Raw genomic sequence first — 15,351 nt, 5'->3', positions numbered from 1 at the left:
TCATGTGTCTTGCCGTACTGGCCCTGCACACCTTGCCGGGCATCCCCGTGCTGATCGCCGCGAATCGCGACGAATTCCACGCGCGCCCCACCCTGCCCGCCGCGCAATGGCCCGACGCCCCCGGCATCTATGCCGGGCGCGACGGCCTGGCGGGCGGCACCTGGATGGGGGTGACGGCGCACGGGCGTTATGCGCTGGTGACCAATTTCCGCGAACCGGGCCGGCACCTGGACAACGCGCCGTCGCGCGGCGCGCTGGTCGAGGACTTCCTGCGCGGGGACATCGCCCCGCAGGCGTACCTGGAGGACGTGCATCGCCGGGACCAGGCCTACAACGGGTTCAACCTGATCGTGGGCGATGCCGCGCAGGCCTGGTATCTGAGCAACCGCGATGGCGGACCGCGGCGCCTCGCGCCCGGCGTGTACGCGCTGTCCAACCACCTGCTGGACACGCCCTGGCCCAAGCTGGCGCGGACCAAGGCCGCCTTCACGGCCGTGCTGGAGAGCCATCCGCAGCCCGACCTGCCCGCGTTGTTCGCGGCGCTTGCCGATCCCCTGCCCGCGGACGACGCCGACCTGCCCGCCACGGGCCTGCCCCTGGACCGCGAAAAGCTGCTCAGCAGCCCGTTCATCGTCAGCCCGGACTACGGCACCCGCAGCTCCAGCGTGATGGCGCTGCACGGCGACGGCGCGGGCGAACTGCACGAACGGCGATTCGCGCCGGACGGCTCGGTCAGCGGCGAGAGCCGGCTGACCTTCACCTGGCACGCGGCGGCTGCCATGATGCGTGATGCTTGATGCGAGACGCGGACGGCTGCCGCGCGTGCTCAAGAAAAATGCGGCTGATACAAACGGTTGATTTCCGAGCCGAGACGACGCGAACTCGGTTCAGGCGACCGGGTCGAACGAAGTGCAATCGTCCGGTGGACGCGAGCGACCGCTCGGCCGCGCCGGACCTACCCGCAGGAGAATTCCATGAATAAACGTTTTGAACGCTGCACGATGGCCGCCGCCATGGCGGTGGGCAGCATGGCCATCGCCGGCATTCTTTCCACGGCCCAGGCCGGGACGCCGCCCGTCAAGCATCAAGGCTCGGTGGAATACGTCAGCGGCGGCATCGGCATCGACGAATCCGAAGCCATGAAGGCCGCCTCCGGCAACTACCCGCTGGCGCTCACCTTCGCCGCCCAGCGCGGCGGCAAGGCCGATTACGTCGCCGACGTCGCCGTCGTCATCCGGGACGCGCAGGGCAAATCGGTGTTGCAGGTCACTGCCGAAGGCCCTTACATGCTGGTCAAGCTGCCGGCCGGCAACTACCGGATCTCGGCCACCTTCGACGGCAAGGCGCAGGAGCGCCAGGTCTCGGTGCAGGATTCCGGCACCGCGCGCGCCATGTTCGAATGGAAGTGACGCGGCGCAGCGGCTGCCGATAGCGCCGCCGCCACGATCCGGCGCGGGCCTCAGACGCCCGCGAACAGGATCGCGATCACGAAGCCCACCCCCGCCGTCCAGACCAGCGAGCGCAGCGCGCCCCAATTGGCCAGGTACATCGCCACGTAACCCAGCCGCGTGCCCAGCCAGCACGCCATGAGCGTGGCCACGTGCGCGGCGGGCGCCTGGTTGTAAAGCGCGAACAGCACAGCGGCGTAAAAGAACGGCAGGGCCTCGAAGGTGTTTGCCTGGGCGGCGTTGGCGCGGGCGCGCCATCCCTCCTGCCGCCCCAGCCACGTCCGCGGATCGTTGTTGTCGAACTGCTTGCCGCCGGCCTTGGCGATGATGGTGCACACGAACGGCAGCAGCGCCGCCGCCAACATCAACCACGCGATACTCTTCATCCCTGACTCCCTGGATGGCGGTTCCCGGCCCGCCGGACAAGCGGGGCGTCTGCCGCCGCTGCCGCATGGTCGCCTGAAAATGCACGCATGGCAAAAGCGCGCCCAGGCGCAGGCCGCGCTTACACTCTGGCGTTCGCCCGAATCCCCGCCCGCCGATGCCTCACGACCTGCCGTGGTCCGCCCTGTTTCTGGCCGCAGCCATGCTGTGGCCGCCCTGCACGCGCCGCTGGGCCCTTGCCCCCCTGGCGGTGGCGTGGGCCTGGGCCTTGGCCGGCGGCGTTGCCGACCCCGTGGCGCTGGCGTGGCCGGCGCTGTTGCTTGGCGCCGCGGTGCTGGCGCGTTCGCAGGCGGGGCCGGTCGCGCGCGCGGCCGGGCACGCGTTGTTCGTGGCCGTGGCCGTGCTGCTCTTTGCGCATCTGCTGCCCGGCTTTCACAACCTGCGCGTGATCGAACCCGCCCCGCTCAGTCCTGGCGCCGTGCCGTTCGGCATGTTCCTGAACCTGGACAAACCGCTGGTGGCGTTCTGGGTGGTGCTGGCGATGGCGCCGCCGATGGCCGCGGCCAGTGCGCGCCTCACCCTGTCGGCGGCGTTGCTGGCCTGCGGGGCCGCGGTGGCGGCATGCCTGGGCCTGGCGCTGGCGCTGGACGTGGTGCAGTGGGCGCCCAAGTGGCCGCCGTCGGGCGGGATCTGGCTGATCAACAATGCGCTGCTGGTGACGCTGGCCGAAGAGGCGCTGTTTCGCGGGTATGTGCAAGAGCGCCTGTCGCAGCGTTGGCGTAGCCGCGCGTGGGGCGGCTGGGCGGCGCTGGCCGTGGCGGCCGCGCTGTTCGGGCTGGCCCATTTTGCGGGCGGATGGCAATGGATGCTGCTGGCCGGGCTGGCGGGCGCGGCCTATGGCCTGGCTTACCGGTACGGCGGCCTTTCCGCCGCCGTGCTGGCGCACCTGGGCCTGAACGTGGCGCACTTCGGGCTGTTCACCTATCCGATGCGCGCCGCGCTGTGAAAGCAAAAGGCCCGCCGAGGGCGGGCCATTGCTTCAGGGGGTGGCTGCAGGGGGTGGCTTCAAGCAGCAACGTCAAGCTGCAACTTCAAGCAGCAACTTCAAGCCGCCAGTGCCGGATAGTCCGTATACCCTTCCGCGCCGGAAGCGTAGAAGGTCGCCGGGTTCGGCGTGTTGAGCGGCGCGTTGCGCTGAAGGCGCTCGGCCAGGTCGGGCGTGGCGATGTAGGGTACGCCAAACGCCACGGCGTCGGCCCTGCCAGCGGCCACGGCGGCTTCGGCGCTCTCGCGCGTGTAGCCCTCGTTGCCGATATACACGCCGCCGAACGCGGCCTTCAACACCGGCCCCAGGCTGTCCGGGCCTTCATGTTCGCGCACGCACAGGAACGCGATGCCGCGCTTGCCGAGTTCACGCGCCACATACGTGAACAGGCCCGCCCGGTCCGAATCGCCCATGTCGTGCGCATCGCCGCGCGGCGACAGGTGCACGCCGACGCGCCCCGGGCCCCAGACGGCCACGCAGGCGTCGACCACTTCCATCAGCAGGCGCGCACGGTTTTCGACCGAACCGCCGTACTGGTCGGTGCGGTGGTTGGTGCTGTCCTGCAGGAACTGGTCCAGCAGGTAGCCGTTGGCGGCATGCACTTCCACGCCGTCGAAGCCGGCTTCCATCGCCATCTGCGCACCGTGGCGGTAGGCCTGCACCACGCCCGGAATCTCGTCGGTCTCGAGCGCGCGCGGCGTCACGTAGGCGCGCTTGGGGCGCACGTGGCTGACGTGGCCCTTGGCGGCGATGGCGCTGGGCGCGACGGGCAGTTCGCCGTCCAGGAACATCGGATCGGAAATGCGGCCCACGTGCCAGAGCTGCGCCACGATCAGGCTGCCCTTGTCGTGCACGGCGGACGTCACCTTGCGCCAGCCCTTGACCTGTTCCGGCGACCACAACCCGGGCGTATCGGCATAGCCGACGCCCTGCGGCGTGACCGCGGTGGCTTCGGTCAGGATCAGGCCGGCGCCGGCGCGCTGGGTGTAGTACTCGACCATCAGGTCGTTGGGGACGCGGCCGGCGCTGGCGCGCTGGCGGGTCAAAGGCGCCATGACCACGCGGTTGCGCAGCGTCAGGTCGCCAACTTTCAGCGGTTCAAACAAGGGGTTCATGCAAAGTCCTTTCGTCCCGGCAATGGGGCTACATATCCTGGTTCAACTGCCGCAGAAACGCGGCAATCACGGGCTCGTTGCGACGGAAAAAGACCCACTGCCCCACCTTCGTGGCCGAAATCAGGCCCGCGCGCTGCAAAACGGCCAGATGCGACGACACGGTCGACTGGGACAGCCCGCAGCGGTCATCGATGTGGCCCGCGCACACCCCGTGTTCGAAGGTGTGGCCGGGACGCTCCTCGAAGTACGCATGCGGCGTCTTCAGCCAGGCCAGGATGTCGCGCCGCACCGGATTGGCCAGCGCCTTGAGGATGGCGTCGGCGTCAATGGCGGGCTGCGCGATGTTCTGGTCGGAGGGTGAGGTAGTTGCGGTCATATTTGTATATCGCAATTTATCGAATCATATATCGGGTTTGTCCGATATGTCGAGATGCCCCTGCGGGCATCAAGGACTATCGGCCTGCCGCCGTCGCGCGGGTTTGAGGCTGTCGGCCCAATCGCGGGCCAGATCGCGCTGCGCCTTCCAGTTGACCAGCGCGGTCACGGTCATGGCGATGACCGCGCCCAGCGCCGCCAGCGCCATGTCTTTCTGGGCGTCCCAGATGTCGCCCTGCGTGCCGAGATAGGCTGCGCCCAGGTCGCCGCCGAAGAACTCCGCGGCGCCCCACTCGATCAGCTCGTAGAGCGCCGAGGTGGACAGCGTCACGTCCAGGGGCAGGAAATACGCCCAGAACCCGCGCACCTCGGCCACGCGCAGGAAGATCTCGCGGATCGGATAGGCCAGGAGCAGCCCGTAGGAAAAGTGCACGACCCGGTCGAAATTGTTGCGCTCCCAGCCCAGCAGGCTGTTCAGGCTGTGGCCGGTCAGGGCGCGCCACCAATCGTCGTACGGAACCAGCGAGTAGGTGTAATGCGCCCCCACGGTGTGCAGGCACAGGAACAGGAAGATCAGCGTGTACGACGCGCGCGAAAACACGAACGCGTGCCGCGTGGCGAACAGCACGGCGCCCAGGGCCAGCACCAGCGCGTTTTCCAGCGCCCAGGCCGAGCGGTCGTGCGGATCGATGGCCAACGCCGTCCAGATGACGGCGAACACCCCGGCCAGCGTAAGTAGATAGCGGCGGCGCGCGTCTGACATGATCCCCTCCTATTCGCCCTGCACCCGTCCGCGCAGCCGCTTGACCTCGCCGTGCAGCACCTTGCGCTGCACGCGCCGGCGCTGCGAGGCCCGCGTCGGCTTGGTGGCCCGGCGCGGCTTGTCGACCCGGATCGCCGCGCGGACCATGGCCACCAGGCGCTCGATGGCCTCGGCCCGGTTTTTTTCCTGGCTGCGGAACGCCTGCGACTTGATGACGATCACCCCCTCCTTGGAGATGCGATGGTCGCTCAGCGCGCACAGCGCGTCCTGCACCTCGGGCGGCAGGCGGGAAGCGCGCACATCAAAGCGCAGATGGACGGCGCTGGACACCTTGTTGACGTTCTGCCCGCCCGCGCCCTGGGCGCGGATCATGGAGAAGGTCAGGTCGCGTTCGTCGATGAAAAGCGAGTCTTGGACGTGAAACATAGGCGGGAAGTCTACAGGGCCGCCACGCTTCCTGCACGGCGTGGGCCGGCGGCTCGCGGGGCCGGCGAATGCTGCGGACGCGGGGCGGAGCGGGCCGGGGCGCCGGCGGCTCGCGCGGCTGCGCCGAACCCCCGCCCAGCAGGGTCTTTCGGCGCATATCCGCCGCGCCAAGTAAAATAGCGCGCTTTTGCTCGAATCGCGCGGCGCCCGGCCGCCCGCCCCCCTATGACTTACACCGCCAAAGAAATCTTCAAGACCCTGCAAGGCGAAGGCGCCCACGCAGGCCGCGCGGCGGTATTCTGCCGGTTCGCGGGCTGCAACCTGTGGTCCGGCCGCGAGAGCGACCGCGCCAGCGCCGCCTGTACCTTCTGCGACACCGACTTCATCGGCACCGATGGCGACGGCGGCGGCAAGTTCGCCTCGGCCGACCTCCTGGCCGACGCCATCGCCGCGGCCTGGGGTCCGGACACGCACAACCGCTACGTGGTCTTCACGGGCGGCGAGCCGCTGCTGCAACTGGACGCGCCGCTGCTGGACGCCATCCATGCCCGCGGCTTTACCGTCGCCATCGAAACCAACGGCACGATCAAGCCGCCCGCGGGGATCGACTGGATCTGCGTCAGTCCCAAAGGCACGGCGCCGGTCGTGGTCGAGCGCGGAAACGAGCTCAAGCTGGTCTACCCCCAGCTCAATGCCCTGCCCGACGCCTTCGCGCACCTCGATTTCGAACACTTCTTCCTGCAACCCATGGACGGACCCGCGCGCGCGGCCAACACCGAGCAGGCCGTCCAGTACTGCATGCAGCACCCGCAATGGCGGCTCAGCCTGCAAACCCACAAATACATAGGCATTCCATGATTCACCCCCACGCCGTGCGGAGCGCGCGATGATTTCCGTGACCCGCAGGCTCGAGTTCGACGCCGGCCACCGCATCCCCGACCACCGCAGCCAGTGCCGCAACCTGCACGGCCATCGCTACGTGCTGGAGATCACCCTGACGGGCGACGTGGTGCAGGCGCCCGGCGAGTCCGACAACGGCATGGTGATGGACTTCTCCGAGATCAAGCACATCGCCAAGACGCACATCGTGGACGTCTGGGACCATGCGTTCCTGGTCTATGAAGGCGATGCCGCCGTGCGCGGATTCCTGGACACGCTGCCCGGCCACAAGACCGTGGTGCTGGACCGCATCCCCACCGCCGAAAACCTGGCCGCCATCGTCTTCGAAACGCTGGCGCCCCACTACCACGGCCACTACGGCGCCGAACTGCGCCTGACGCGCGTGCGCCTCTACGAAACGCCGAACTGCTGGGCCGACTGCAACGGTTGACCGGATAGGCCGGCCGCTGTCGCGCCGGCCGGTCGCAGTTTTGTCCCCGGTTTTCCACCCATGGAAAACCGCTCCCCTATTTTTCCAATTGAAAGGATCTATCGAGATAGTCGTCATTTTCAATCATTAGTAAGCTAATAGATAGGATACAATCTATTCCATGCCTACTCCTTCCGACTCCCAGCTCATGGCCACCACCGCCAACCTCATGGTGCTGTCGCGCGCCTATCGCGGCGCCGCCGACAAGGCGCTCGTCGACTACGGCCTGTCGCAGGCCACCGCCTGGCCCGTCATCCTGGCCGGCCGGCTGGGCGACGGGGTGCGCCAGGGCGCGCTGGCCGAGGCCCTGGGCGTCGAGGGCCCCTCGCTGGTGCGCGTGCTGGACCAACTGGTCGCCGCCGGGCTGATGGAACGTCGCGAAGATCCCCACGACCGCCGCGCCCGCACCCTGCACCTCACCGAGGCCGGCCACGCGCTGCGCGCCCAGGTCGAAGACGTGCTGGTCGAACTGCGCCGCCGCATCTTCAACGGCATCAGCGAGTCCGACCTCGAAGCGTGCCTGCGCGTCTTCGACGCCATGAAGGTGTCGCTGGGCCGCAGCGGCGCCGGGGCGCAAGAGGACGCGCGGCCATGAAAGTGAATCTGCCCAACGTCCGCGAAACGGTCTTCTCGCTCAAGAGCTACCTGAGCGCCATCATGGCGCTCTACCTGGCCTACAGCATCGGTTTGCCGCGTCCGTTCTGGGCCATGACCACCGCCTATGTCGTGGCCCAGCCCTGGTCGGGCGCCGTGCGCTCCAAGGCGCTGTATCGCCTGGTGGGCACCTTCTTCGGGTCGGCCGCCACCGTCTACCTGGTGCCCCGGCTGTCGAATTCGCCGGTCGTCATGACCGGGGCGATGGTGCTGTGGGTGGGCGCCTGCCTGTACATGTCGGTGCTGGACCGCACGCCGCGGTCCTACCTGTTCATGCTGGCGGGCTACACCGCGGCGATGATCGGCTTTCCCAGCGTCACCGACCCTTCCCTCGTCTTCGACACGGCGCTTGCGCGCGTCGAGGAGATCAGCCTGGGCATCGTGTGCGCCACGCTGATCCACAGCATCATCCTGCCGCGCGGCCTTGCCCCCGCGCTGACGCTGCAACTGGACAAGGCGGTGCGCGACGCGCGCAACTGGATGCACGACACCTTGAGCGGTAAAAACGCCGAACAGCGCGACAAGGACCGCCGCGTGCTGGCCAACGACATCACGCAATTGCGCCTGCTGTCCACCCATGTTCCCTTCGACACCAGCAACCTGCGCTGGACCGCGGGCGCCGTGCGCGCCATGCAGGACCAGATCGCCGCGCTGACGCCCGCCGTGTCGGCCGTCGAGGACCGCATGCGCGCCTTGCAGGCCAACGGCCAGGACCTGCCCGAGCCGGTGCAGTCGCTGCTGTCCGATATTTCGGAATGGATCAACGCCGGCGCCCAGGCCTCGCACGAGACCGCCGTGCGGCTGCGCGCCGCCGTCACCCGGCTGACGCCCGGCATCGACAGCCGTTCGACCTGGCGCGATGCGCTCCTGGCCAGCCTGATGACGCGGCTGCGCGAGCTGATCGACACCTATGACGAATGCCTCGCCCTGCGCCGCGACATCCACGCGGGATTGGCGGGTGCGCCGGTGCGGGCCCCGCGCGCGGCCCGCGATCCCAATTCGGCGCTGCACCGCGATCACGGCCTGGCGCTGCTGTCCGCGCTGGCCGCGGGCGTGGCCATTTCGGTCTGCTGCGCCTTCTGGATCGGCACAGCCTGGAGCAATGGCGCCACCGCCGCGCTGATGGCCGCGATCTTCAGCTGCTTCTTCGCCTCGCAGGACAATCCCGTGCCGGGCATCATGCAGTTCCTGACCTACACGGTGTATTCGATCCCGCTGTCGGCGCTGTATCTGCTGGGCATCATGCCGGCCATCCACTCGTTCGAAATGCTGGCGCTGTCCATGCTGCCGACGGCCTTCGTGCTGGGCATCTTCATCGCCCGGCCGGCCAGCACCGGCAAAGGCATGGCCATGCTGTTCGGCTTTCTGGGCACCATGGCCCTGCAGGACACCAACACCGCCAATGTCGTTTCCTTCATCGACACGCAGGTCGCGCAGTGCATGGGCGTGGCCACGGCCGCGATCATCGCCGCCATCTTCCGCACCGTCAGCGCCGACTGGAGCGCGCGCCGCATCCAGGCCGCCAACTGGAAAGAGCTGGCGACGCTGGCCAGCTCGCCGCGCGCGCCTTCACGCCATACGTACACCGCCCGCATGCTGGACCGCATCGGCCTCTTGCAGCCGCGGCTGGCGCTGGCCAGGCGGCCCGACGACCTGGTCGCGGCCGACGCGCTGAAAGACCTGCGCGTGGGGCGCGACATCACCGAACTGCAACGAGCCCGCCGGCACCTGCCGATGGCCGACGCCACGATCGGGCCGGTGCTCGACAGCCTGGCGCAGTTTTTCCGGGTCCGTTCATCGGGGCGTGTGCAGGACAAGACGCCCGAGTTCCTGGCGCAGATCGACCGCGCGCTGGGCAGCGTCGCCGCCACGCCGCACGGCCCTCACGCGCGCGACCGCGCCGTGGTGGCGCTGGTCGGCATCCGCCGCGCGTTCTTCCCCGAGGCGCCCGACTACCAACCCGCTCATCCCACGCTGGAGAGCCAAGCATCATGATCGGCGAATTCAATCTCTACGGCATCTATTTCCCCTGGCTGCTGGTGCTAGGCGTCATCACCCTGGGCGTGGCCTGGGCGGTGCGCCGCGTGCTCGCCCGCGCCGGACTCTACCGCCTGGTGTGGCACCCCGCGCTCTTTGACCTGGCGCTCTTTGTGGTGCTGCTGTACGGCGTCTCCCTCATTTCCCCCTATTTTCTGCAAAGACCGGTATGAAACTCCCCAATGCCCTTCGTCCTGCTGCCATCGGCAAGTTCGCGGTCACGGCCGTCGTCGTCGCCGCCGCCGCTTACGCCGGCTGGCAGCTCTGGGACCACTATGAAGTCGAACCCTGGACGCGCGACGGCCGCGTCAAGGCCTATGTCGTGCAGGTTGCGCCCGACGTCTCCGGCCTGGTCACCCGCGTGCCCGTGCACGACAACCAGGACGTGAAGGCCGGCGACCTGCTGTTCGAAATCGACCGCGCCCGCTTCCAGCTTGCGTACGACCAGGCCGAGGCCGCCGTGCGCTCGCAGCAGGTGGCCCACGACCAGGCGCTGCGCGACGCCAAGCGCAACCGGTCGCTCGGACAGCTCGTCGCGGCCGAAACGCTGGAACAAAGCCAGACCAAGGTGCAGCAGACCGAAGCGGCGCTGGCGCAGGCGCAGGTGCAACTGAACACCGCGCGGCTGAACCTGGAACGCAGCCGCGTCGTCGCCGCCAGCGACGGCCGCGTCACCAACCTGGACCTGCGCGCGGGCTCCTACGCCACGGCTGGCCACGGCGTAATGGCGCTGGTGGATGCCGGCTCCTTCTACGTCGAAGGCTACTTCGAGGAAACCAAGCTGCCCGGCATCCACGAAGGCGATCCCGTGACCGTGACCCTGATGGGCGAATCGCGCCACATTCGCGGCCACGTCGAGAGCATCGCCATGGGCATCGCCGACCGCGACCGCAGCACGGGCGCCAACCTGCTTCCCAACGTGAACCCCACCTTCAACTGGGTACGCCTGGCGCAGCGGATTCCCGTGCGCGTGAAGATCGACGACGTGCCCGACGGCGTGCGCCTGGTCGCCGGCCAGACCGCCACCGTCTCCGTCGACGACCGCCCCGCCCAGGCCGCGGCCAGCGCGCCCCACGCCTCCTGACGCGAGCGCACGCCGCACGCCATTTCGAAACCCTCAACTTCCTATCGACGCCAAGCCGTACCTGCCATGAAAACCAGACTTCTCCTCCCGCTGACGCTGGCCCTCGCGCTGGCCGGATGCGCCTCCGTGGGCCCCGACTACAAGGTGCCGCCGGAGTCGGTGTCCCAGCGGCCGAGCGCGCAATCGTCCTTCGTAGAAGCGCAGGACGATGTGTACCGGCAAGAGGCGGTGCCCGGCCACTGGTGGCGCCTGTACAACGACCCCATGCTGGACGGCCTGGTGGAAAAGGCCCTGGCCGCCAACACCGACCTGCGCGTCGCCAGCGCCAACCTCGAGCGCGCCCAGGCCGCCCTGCAGGAGACCCGCGCCCAGCAGCAGCCCACCCTCGGCGTCAACGCGTCGCCCACCTTCGGTCACGTGTCCGGCCTGCAGGAACTGCAACCCGGCATCGATCCTCCCAACCGCTGGTCGTATTCCACCGGCGCCAGCGTGTCGTATCAACTTGACCTTTTCGGCCAGATCCGCCGCGCCGTGGAAGCCTCCACCGATGACGCGCAGGCCGCGCAAGCCGCCTACGACGCCACCCGCGTCACCGTCGCCGCCGAGACCGCGCGTGCCTACGCCAACCTGTGTGCCGCGGGCATGCAGCTCGCCTCGGCGCAGCACTCCGTGCAGGTCCAGAAGGAATCGCTCGACGCCGTCAGCCGCCTGCAGCGCGCCGGCCGCGGCACCACGCTGGACGTCACCCGCGCGCGCAGCCAGCTCGAACAATTGCAGGCCAACCTGCCGCCCTTCCAGGCCCAGCAGCGCACCGCGCTGTACCGCCTGGCCGCGCTGACCGGCCAGACGCCGCACGAGATCTCCCCGGCGCTGCTGCAATGCGCCACCGCGCCGAAACTGACCGAAACCATCCCGGTCGGCGACGGGGCAGAACTGCTGCGCCGCCGCCCGGACATCCGCCAGGCCGAGCGCACCCTGGCCGCCTCCACCGCGCGCATCGGCGTGGCCACGGCCGACCTCTATCCCAAGATCACACTGGGCCTGTCGGCCGCGTCGGGCGGCCCGGCCACCATGTTCGGCGACCGCGGCACCTTCAGTTGGAGCGTCGGCCCCCTCATCTCCTGGACCATCCCCAACACCGGCGCCGCGCAAGCGCGCATCGCGCAAGCCGAAGCCAACACCAAGGCCGCCGCCGCGCGCTTTGACGCCACCGTGCTGAACGCCCTGCGCGAAACCGAGAGCGCGCTGGTCGTCTACGCCCGCCAGCTCGACCGCGACACCGCCCTGCGCGCCGCCCGCGACCAGAGCGCCGAAGCGGCGTCGCAGGCTCGGCGCTTGTTCCAGTACGGCAAGACCGACTACCTGACCGTGCTGGACGCCGAACGCACGCTGGCCAGCAACGAAAGCGCGCTGGCGGCGTCGCAGGCGGAGCTGAGCAGCGACCAGATTGCGTTGTTTCTGGCGTTGGGCGGGGGGTGGGAGAAGTAAGGTCCACGCCGGGCGCTTCCGGCCTCTTCGGCCAGACGCCGCAGACGCCGCAGACGCGTCAGACGCGTCAGCTCAATGCACCGTCGTCCCATCCGGCGGCGTCTGGTTCAGCCCCAGGGCCGCTTCCCAGCTGCGCAGCGGCACGCAGGTCTGCAGGCGCACGATGGCGCGCTGGATCAGGGCGGGATGCAGTTCATGGCCGACCTGAGAGGCGATGTCGATGGTGGAGTCGCCATGCAGTTCGGCGAGCCGGGCCTGCGCCGCCTGGGCGTTGGCCACGGCCATGACGGGATCGTTGGCGCCGTGCAGCAGATGAATGGTGGTGTATTGCGGCGCGGTCTTGGGCAGTTGCGCGTAGCGGCCCGAAAACGCGAGGACGCGGCCGGCCATGCCGTCGTGGGCCTGCACCAGTTCCAGCGCCATGATGGCGCCCTGCGAAAAACCGGCCAGCGCGGTGTCGGATTGCAGCAGGCCGAAGCGCGCCTGCGCGTTGCGCACGTAGGCTTCCAGGGGCGGCATTGCCTGGGCCACGCGGTCGGCGCGGTTTTCCTCGGTGACCCCGCGCACGGAGAACCACTGCCGGCCGGCGCCGCCGCCGTCGAACGGTTCGAAGCCTTCGGGGATCAGCACGGCCGCGCTCGGGAAGGCGGCGCGCAGCGCCTGGGCCAGAGGCGCCAGGTTGTCGGGTGACCCGCCCACGCCGTGCAGCAGGATGAAGAGCTGGCGCACGTCGACGCCCGGATCGGGAAGAAATTCGATAGAACTGGAAGACGCCATGAAACCGCTCCGTACTGGCTTGGGGACGTCAAACGGCGCCCCGATTGCCGCATTGTAAAAGGCGCGCCGCCTGGGAGCCTGCCCGGGTTTGCTGCGCGCCGCCCGGCGCGTCACGTGGCCATGATAGCGCCGGGACGAGCCCTGGGCACCGGCCCGTTCGTGGCCCGCGGCGCGGCACATGGCGATACGTCCGGCGGGTCTAAGTCTGGCCCCGAAGCCCGGCGCCAAAGCCGGTACAATACTGTATATTCATACAGTCATTTACCATCAGGCGTCCCCGCCATGCAGTCCCCCGAACGTATCCATCCCGCGCTGTGGCGGGCCACGCAGTTGGCCCAGGGCGCCGCACGCACCCTGCCTACCGGGCATGCGGCGCTCTCGGCCGAACTGCCCGACGGCGGCTGGCCGCTGGGATCGCTCGTCGAACTGCTGACCCCGCACCCCGGCATCGGAGAAATCCGCCTGCTGCGTCCCGCCCTTGCCCAGCTGGAAACACGCCGTCCCATTGCCCTGGTGCAGCCGCCGCATGTTCCCCACATCGCCAGCTGGATGAGCTGGCGGCTGGATCCCCGGCAATTGCTCTGGGTGGCGCCCGAAAAGCCGGTCGATGCCCTGTGGGCCACCGAACAGATCCTGAAGAACGGCAGTTGCGGCGCGCTGATCTGCTGGCTGCCCCATGTGCGCCCCGAATCCCTGCGCCGCCTGCACCTGGCCGCCCAGGCCAGCGACCTGCTGTTCATCGCCGTGCGCCCGTCCCGCGCCGCGCAGAACGCCACGCCCGCCGCCCTGCGGCTGGCGCTGGCGCCCGCGCCGGGCGGCTTGTCCGTGCACATACTCAAGCGCCGGGGGCCTGTCTGCGACACCCCCCTGTACGTGGGCCTGGAGCCCGGCGCCCTTACCCCTTCCACTCCCCGCCATGCGCCTCTGGATCGCCGCCTGCCTGCGCTGCCTGCCGCTGGACGTCATACGCCCGCACTGGCCGCATGAACAGGAGGCGTTCGCCGTTCTGGACCAGGAACGGGTCGCCGCCCTGACTCCCGCCGCCCGCCAGGCCGGCGTGACGCCCGGCATGCGCCGCGCGGGCGCGGCGGCCATCGCCCCCGGCGTGGAACTGCTGCCGCGCAATGCGCAGGCCGAAGCCGAGGCCCTGCAGGGCGCGGCGCTGGCCTTGCTGCAGTACACCCCTGAAATCGCGCTGGCCGACGGCGACACCGTGCTGCTGAACGTGGGCGCCAGCCTGATGTTCTTCCGCGGGCCGCGCGCGCTGGCACGGCGGGTGGCCGCGACGCTGCGCGCGCTGGACCTGCGCATGACCCTGGGCATGGCGCCCACCGCCACGGGCGCCTGGCTGCTGGCGCGGCGTGCCGGCCGGGGCGTCCCCCGGCGCACGCTGAAGCTGTCCACCCTGGCGCGGCGGCTCGATGCCCTGCCCCTGTCGCTGCTGCCCCAGGCGCACGACCGCCGGCACTGGCTGGACGACATCGGCTGCCACACGCTGGCGCACCTGCGCGCCCTGCCGCGCGCGGGCCTGCAGCGGCGCAGCGCGCCCGATCTGCTGCAGGCCCTGGACGCCGCCTACGGCCAGGCGCCCGAACTCCACCGCTGGATCGAACCGCCGCATCGGTTTTCGCGGCGCATCGAACTCATGGACTATATGGAGCACACCGACGCGGTGCTGGCCGTCGCAGGCCGCCTGGCCGAACAATTGGGCGGCTGGCTGGCCGCCCGGCAATTGGCCGTCCAGCGCGTGGTGCTCAGCATGGACCACGAACGCGGCCGCCACGCCCGGCCGCCCACCGAACTGGAGCTGGCCCTCGCGCAGCCCGTCTGGCAGGCGCGGCAGCTCCTGCCGCTGCTGCGCGAAAAACTGAACCACTTCACGCTGGAAGCCCCCGTCATCGCCGTCACGCTGCAGGCACCCGACACGGTCGAGCAGCCCGCCGCCAGCACCACTCTGTTTCCCGAGCCGGGCGGCACCGCCGCCGACCACGCGCGGCTCCTGGACCTGCTGGTGGCGCGCCTGGGCCGCGACCGGGTGCGCCACGCCCGGCCCGTCGCCGACCACCGCCCCGAGACCGCCAATGCCTGGGGCGACGCGCTGGCCGCGCCCCAGCGCCCCGACCCGCTGCCGCCCCTGCTCGAACGCCCCTTCTGGCTGCTGGAAACCCCGCAGCCCCTGAAGCTGTCCGGCCATCGGCCCCAATACGGCGGGCAGGCGCTGCGGCTGATGCGCGGTCCCGAACGCATCGAAAGCGGCTGGTGGGATCCGGTCCTGACCGTGCGCGATTACTTCGTCGCCGAAGACGCGGCCGGCGCGCGCTACTGGATCTACCGCGAGCGCGACGCCGAGGACGCCCGCTGGTTCCTGCACGGACTGTACGCCTGA

General features: G+C 69.6%; 18 protein-coding genes. 12 read left to right on the top strand and 6 right to left on the bottom strand.

The features are described from left to right. Window positions 1-2 precede the first annotated feature (2 nt). Together BMW75_RS00540 and BMW75_RS00535 are read left to right on the top strand one after the other, a co-directional pair. Window positions 3-797 (top strand): NRDE family protein, encoded by a 795-nt coding sequence (locus BMW75_RS00540; protein ID WP_092575425.1) that lies wholly within the window; start codon window positions 3-5, stop codon window positions 795-797. Between the two features lie 177 nt (window positions 798-974). Continuing rightward, window positions 975-1,409, top strand: a complete 435-nt coding sequence (locus BMW75_RS00535; RefSeq protein WP_092575422.1) for a carboxypeptidase-like regulatory domain-containing protein — start codon at window positions 975-977, stop codon at window positions 1,407-1,409. Between the two features lie 50 nt (window positions 1,410-1,459). On the opposite strand, the gene BMW75_RS00530 is transcribed toward BMW75_RS00535, so the two are convergent. Beyond that, window positions 1,460-1,834 carry an MAPEG family protein gene (locus BMW75_RS00530; RefSeq protein WP_076521127.1) on the bottom strand — a complete coding sequence of 125 codons (375 nt, stop codon included), beginning with the start codon at window positions 1,832-1,834 and terminating at the stop codon, window positions 1,460-1,462. Between the two features lie 155 nt (window positions 1,835-1,989). Here BMW75_RS00530 and BMW75_RS00525 point away from each other — a divergent pair, with 155 nt between their 5' ends. Continuing rightward, a complete protein-coding gene (locus tag BMW75_RS00525; protein ID WP_092575419.1) occupies window positions 1,990-2,838 on the top strand; it encodes a CPBP family intramembrane glutamic endopeptidase in 849 nt (282 codons plus the stop codon). Between the two features lie 98 nt (window positions 2,839-2,936). On the opposite strand, the gene BMW75_RS00520 is transcribed toward BMW75_RS00525, so the two are convergent. From BMW75_RS00520 to arfB, 4 genes are all read right to left on the bottom strand, one after another. Beyond that, window positions 2,937-3,992, bottom strand: coding sequence for an alkene reductase (locus tag BMW75_RS00520; protein ID WP_092575416.1), 1,056 nt, complete (start codon window positions 3,990-3,992; stop codon window positions 2,937-2,939). 28 nt (window positions 3,993-4,020) lie between these two features. Further along, on the bottom strand, window positions 4,021-4,368 hold the full coding sequence (locus BMW75_RS00515) for an ArsR/SmtB family transcription factor (protein ID WP_092575413.1): 348 nt from the start codon (window positions 4,366-4,368) through the stop codon (window positions 4,021-4,023). Between the two features lie 69 nt (window positions 4,369-4,437). After that, a complete protein-coding gene (locus tag BMW75_RS00510) occupies window positions 4,438-5,130 on the bottom strand; it encodes a DUF2238 domain-containing protein (RefSeq protein WP_092575410.1) in 693 nt (230 codons plus the stop codon). A 9-nt stretch (window positions 5,131-5,139) separates the two neighbouring features. Continuing rightward, window positions 5,140-5,556, bottom strand: a complete 417-nt coding sequence (gene arfB, locus BMW75_RS00505) for an alternative ribosome rescue aminoacyl-tRNA hydrolase ArfB (protein ID WP_076521132.1) — start codon at window positions 5,554-5,556, stop codon at window positions 5,140-5,142. A 225-nt stretch (window positions 5,557-5,781) separates the two neighbouring features. Between arfB and queE the strand changes: the two genes are divergently transcribed. From queE to BMW75_RS00470, 7 genes are all read left to right on the top strand, one after another. Further along, window positions 5,782-6,414: a 7-carboxy-7-deazaguanine synthase gene (gene queE, locus BMW75_RS00500; RefSeq protein WP_076521133.1), complete on the top strand. Its 633-nt coding sequence runs from the start codon at window positions 5,782-5,784 to the stop codon at window positions 6,412-6,414. Between the two features lie 28 nt (window positions 6,415-6,442). Further along, window positions 6,443-6,886 (top strand): 6-carboxytetrahydropterin synthase QueD, encoded by a 444-nt coding sequence (gene queD, locus BMW75_RS00495; RefSeq protein ID WP_092575406.1) that lies wholly within the window; start codon window positions 6,443-6,445, stop codon window positions 6,884-6,886. A gap of 160 nt (window positions 6,887-7,046) precedes the next feature. Further along, window positions 7,047-7,520 (top strand): MarR family winged helix-turn-helix transcriptional regulator, encoded by a 474-nt coding sequence (locus tag BMW75_RS00490; RefSeq protein WP_076521135.1) that lies wholly within the window; start codon window positions 7,047-7,049, stop codon window positions 7,518-7,520. 2 nt (window positions 7,521-7,522) lie between these two features. Continuing rightward, window positions 7,523-9,574 carry an FUSC family protein gene (locus BMW75_RS00485; RefSeq protein WP_092575402.1) on the top strand — a complete coding sequence of 684 codons (2,052 nt, stop codon included), beginning with the start codon at window positions 7,523-7,525 and terminating at the stop codon, window positions 9,572-9,574. Next, window positions 9,571-9,789 carry a DUF1656 domain-containing protein gene (locus tag BMW75_RS00480; protein ID WP_076521137.1) on the top strand — a complete coding sequence of 73 codons (219 nt, stop codon included), beginning with the start codon at window positions 9,571-9,573 and terminating at the stop codon, window positions 9,787-9,789. The genes BMW75_RS00485 and BMW75_RS00480 overlap by 4 nt, the downstream gene beginning before the upstream one ends. Continuing rightward, complete coding sequence (locus BMW75_RS00475; RefSeq protein WP_092575399.1) at window positions 9,786-10,700, top strand: efflux RND transporter periplasmic adaptor subunit; 915 nt, start codon at window positions 9,786-9,788, stop codon at window positions 10,698-10,700. The genes BMW75_RS00480 and BMW75_RS00475 overlap by 4 nt, the downstream gene beginning before the upstream one ends. A gap of 66 nt (window positions 10,701-10,766) precedes the next feature. Next, the gene (locus BMW75_RS00470) at window positions 10,767-12,188 is read left to right on the top strand and encodes an efflux transporter outer membrane subunit (protein ID WP_092575396.1); all 1,422 of its coding nucleotides are present in this window, start codon (window positions 10,767-10,769) and stop codon (window positions 12,186-12,188) included. A 72-nt stretch (window positions 12,189-12,260) separates the two neighbouring features. On the opposite strand, the gene ypfH is transcribed toward BMW75_RS00470, so the two are convergent. Further along, on the bottom strand, window positions 12,261-12,965 hold the full coding sequence (gene ypfH, locus BMW75_RS00465; protein WP_092575393.1) for an esterase: 705 nt from the start codon (window positions 12,963-12,965) through the stop codon (window positions 12,261-12,263). A gap of 282 nt (window positions 12,966-13,247) precedes the next feature. On the opposite strand from ypfH, the gene imuA reads away from it, so the two are divergent. Next, window positions 13,248-13,952: a translesion DNA synthesis-associated protein ImuA gene (gene imuA / locus BMW75_RS00460; RefSeq protein WP_076521141.1), complete on the top strand. Its 705-nt coding sequence runs from the start codon at window positions 13,248-13,250 to the stop codon at window positions 13,950-13,952. Then, window positions 13,882-15,351, top strand: coding sequence for a Y-family DNA polymerase (locus BMW75_RS00455; RefSeq protein WP_092575390.1), 1,470 nt, complete (start codon window positions 13,882-13,884; stop codon window positions 15,349-15,351). Before imuA ends, BMW75_RS00455 begins: the two co-directional genes overlap by 71 nt.

Source organism: Achromobacter sp. NFACC18-2, from assembly GCF_900108985.1.
In the GTDB taxonomy this organism is placed as follows: domain Bacteria; phylum Pseudomonadota; class Gammaproteobacteria; order Burkholderiales; family Burkholderiaceae_B; genus Achromobacter.
The sequence above is the reverse complement of the archived record's forward strand: the minus strand, read 5'-3'. Positions and strand labels throughout refer to the sequence as shown.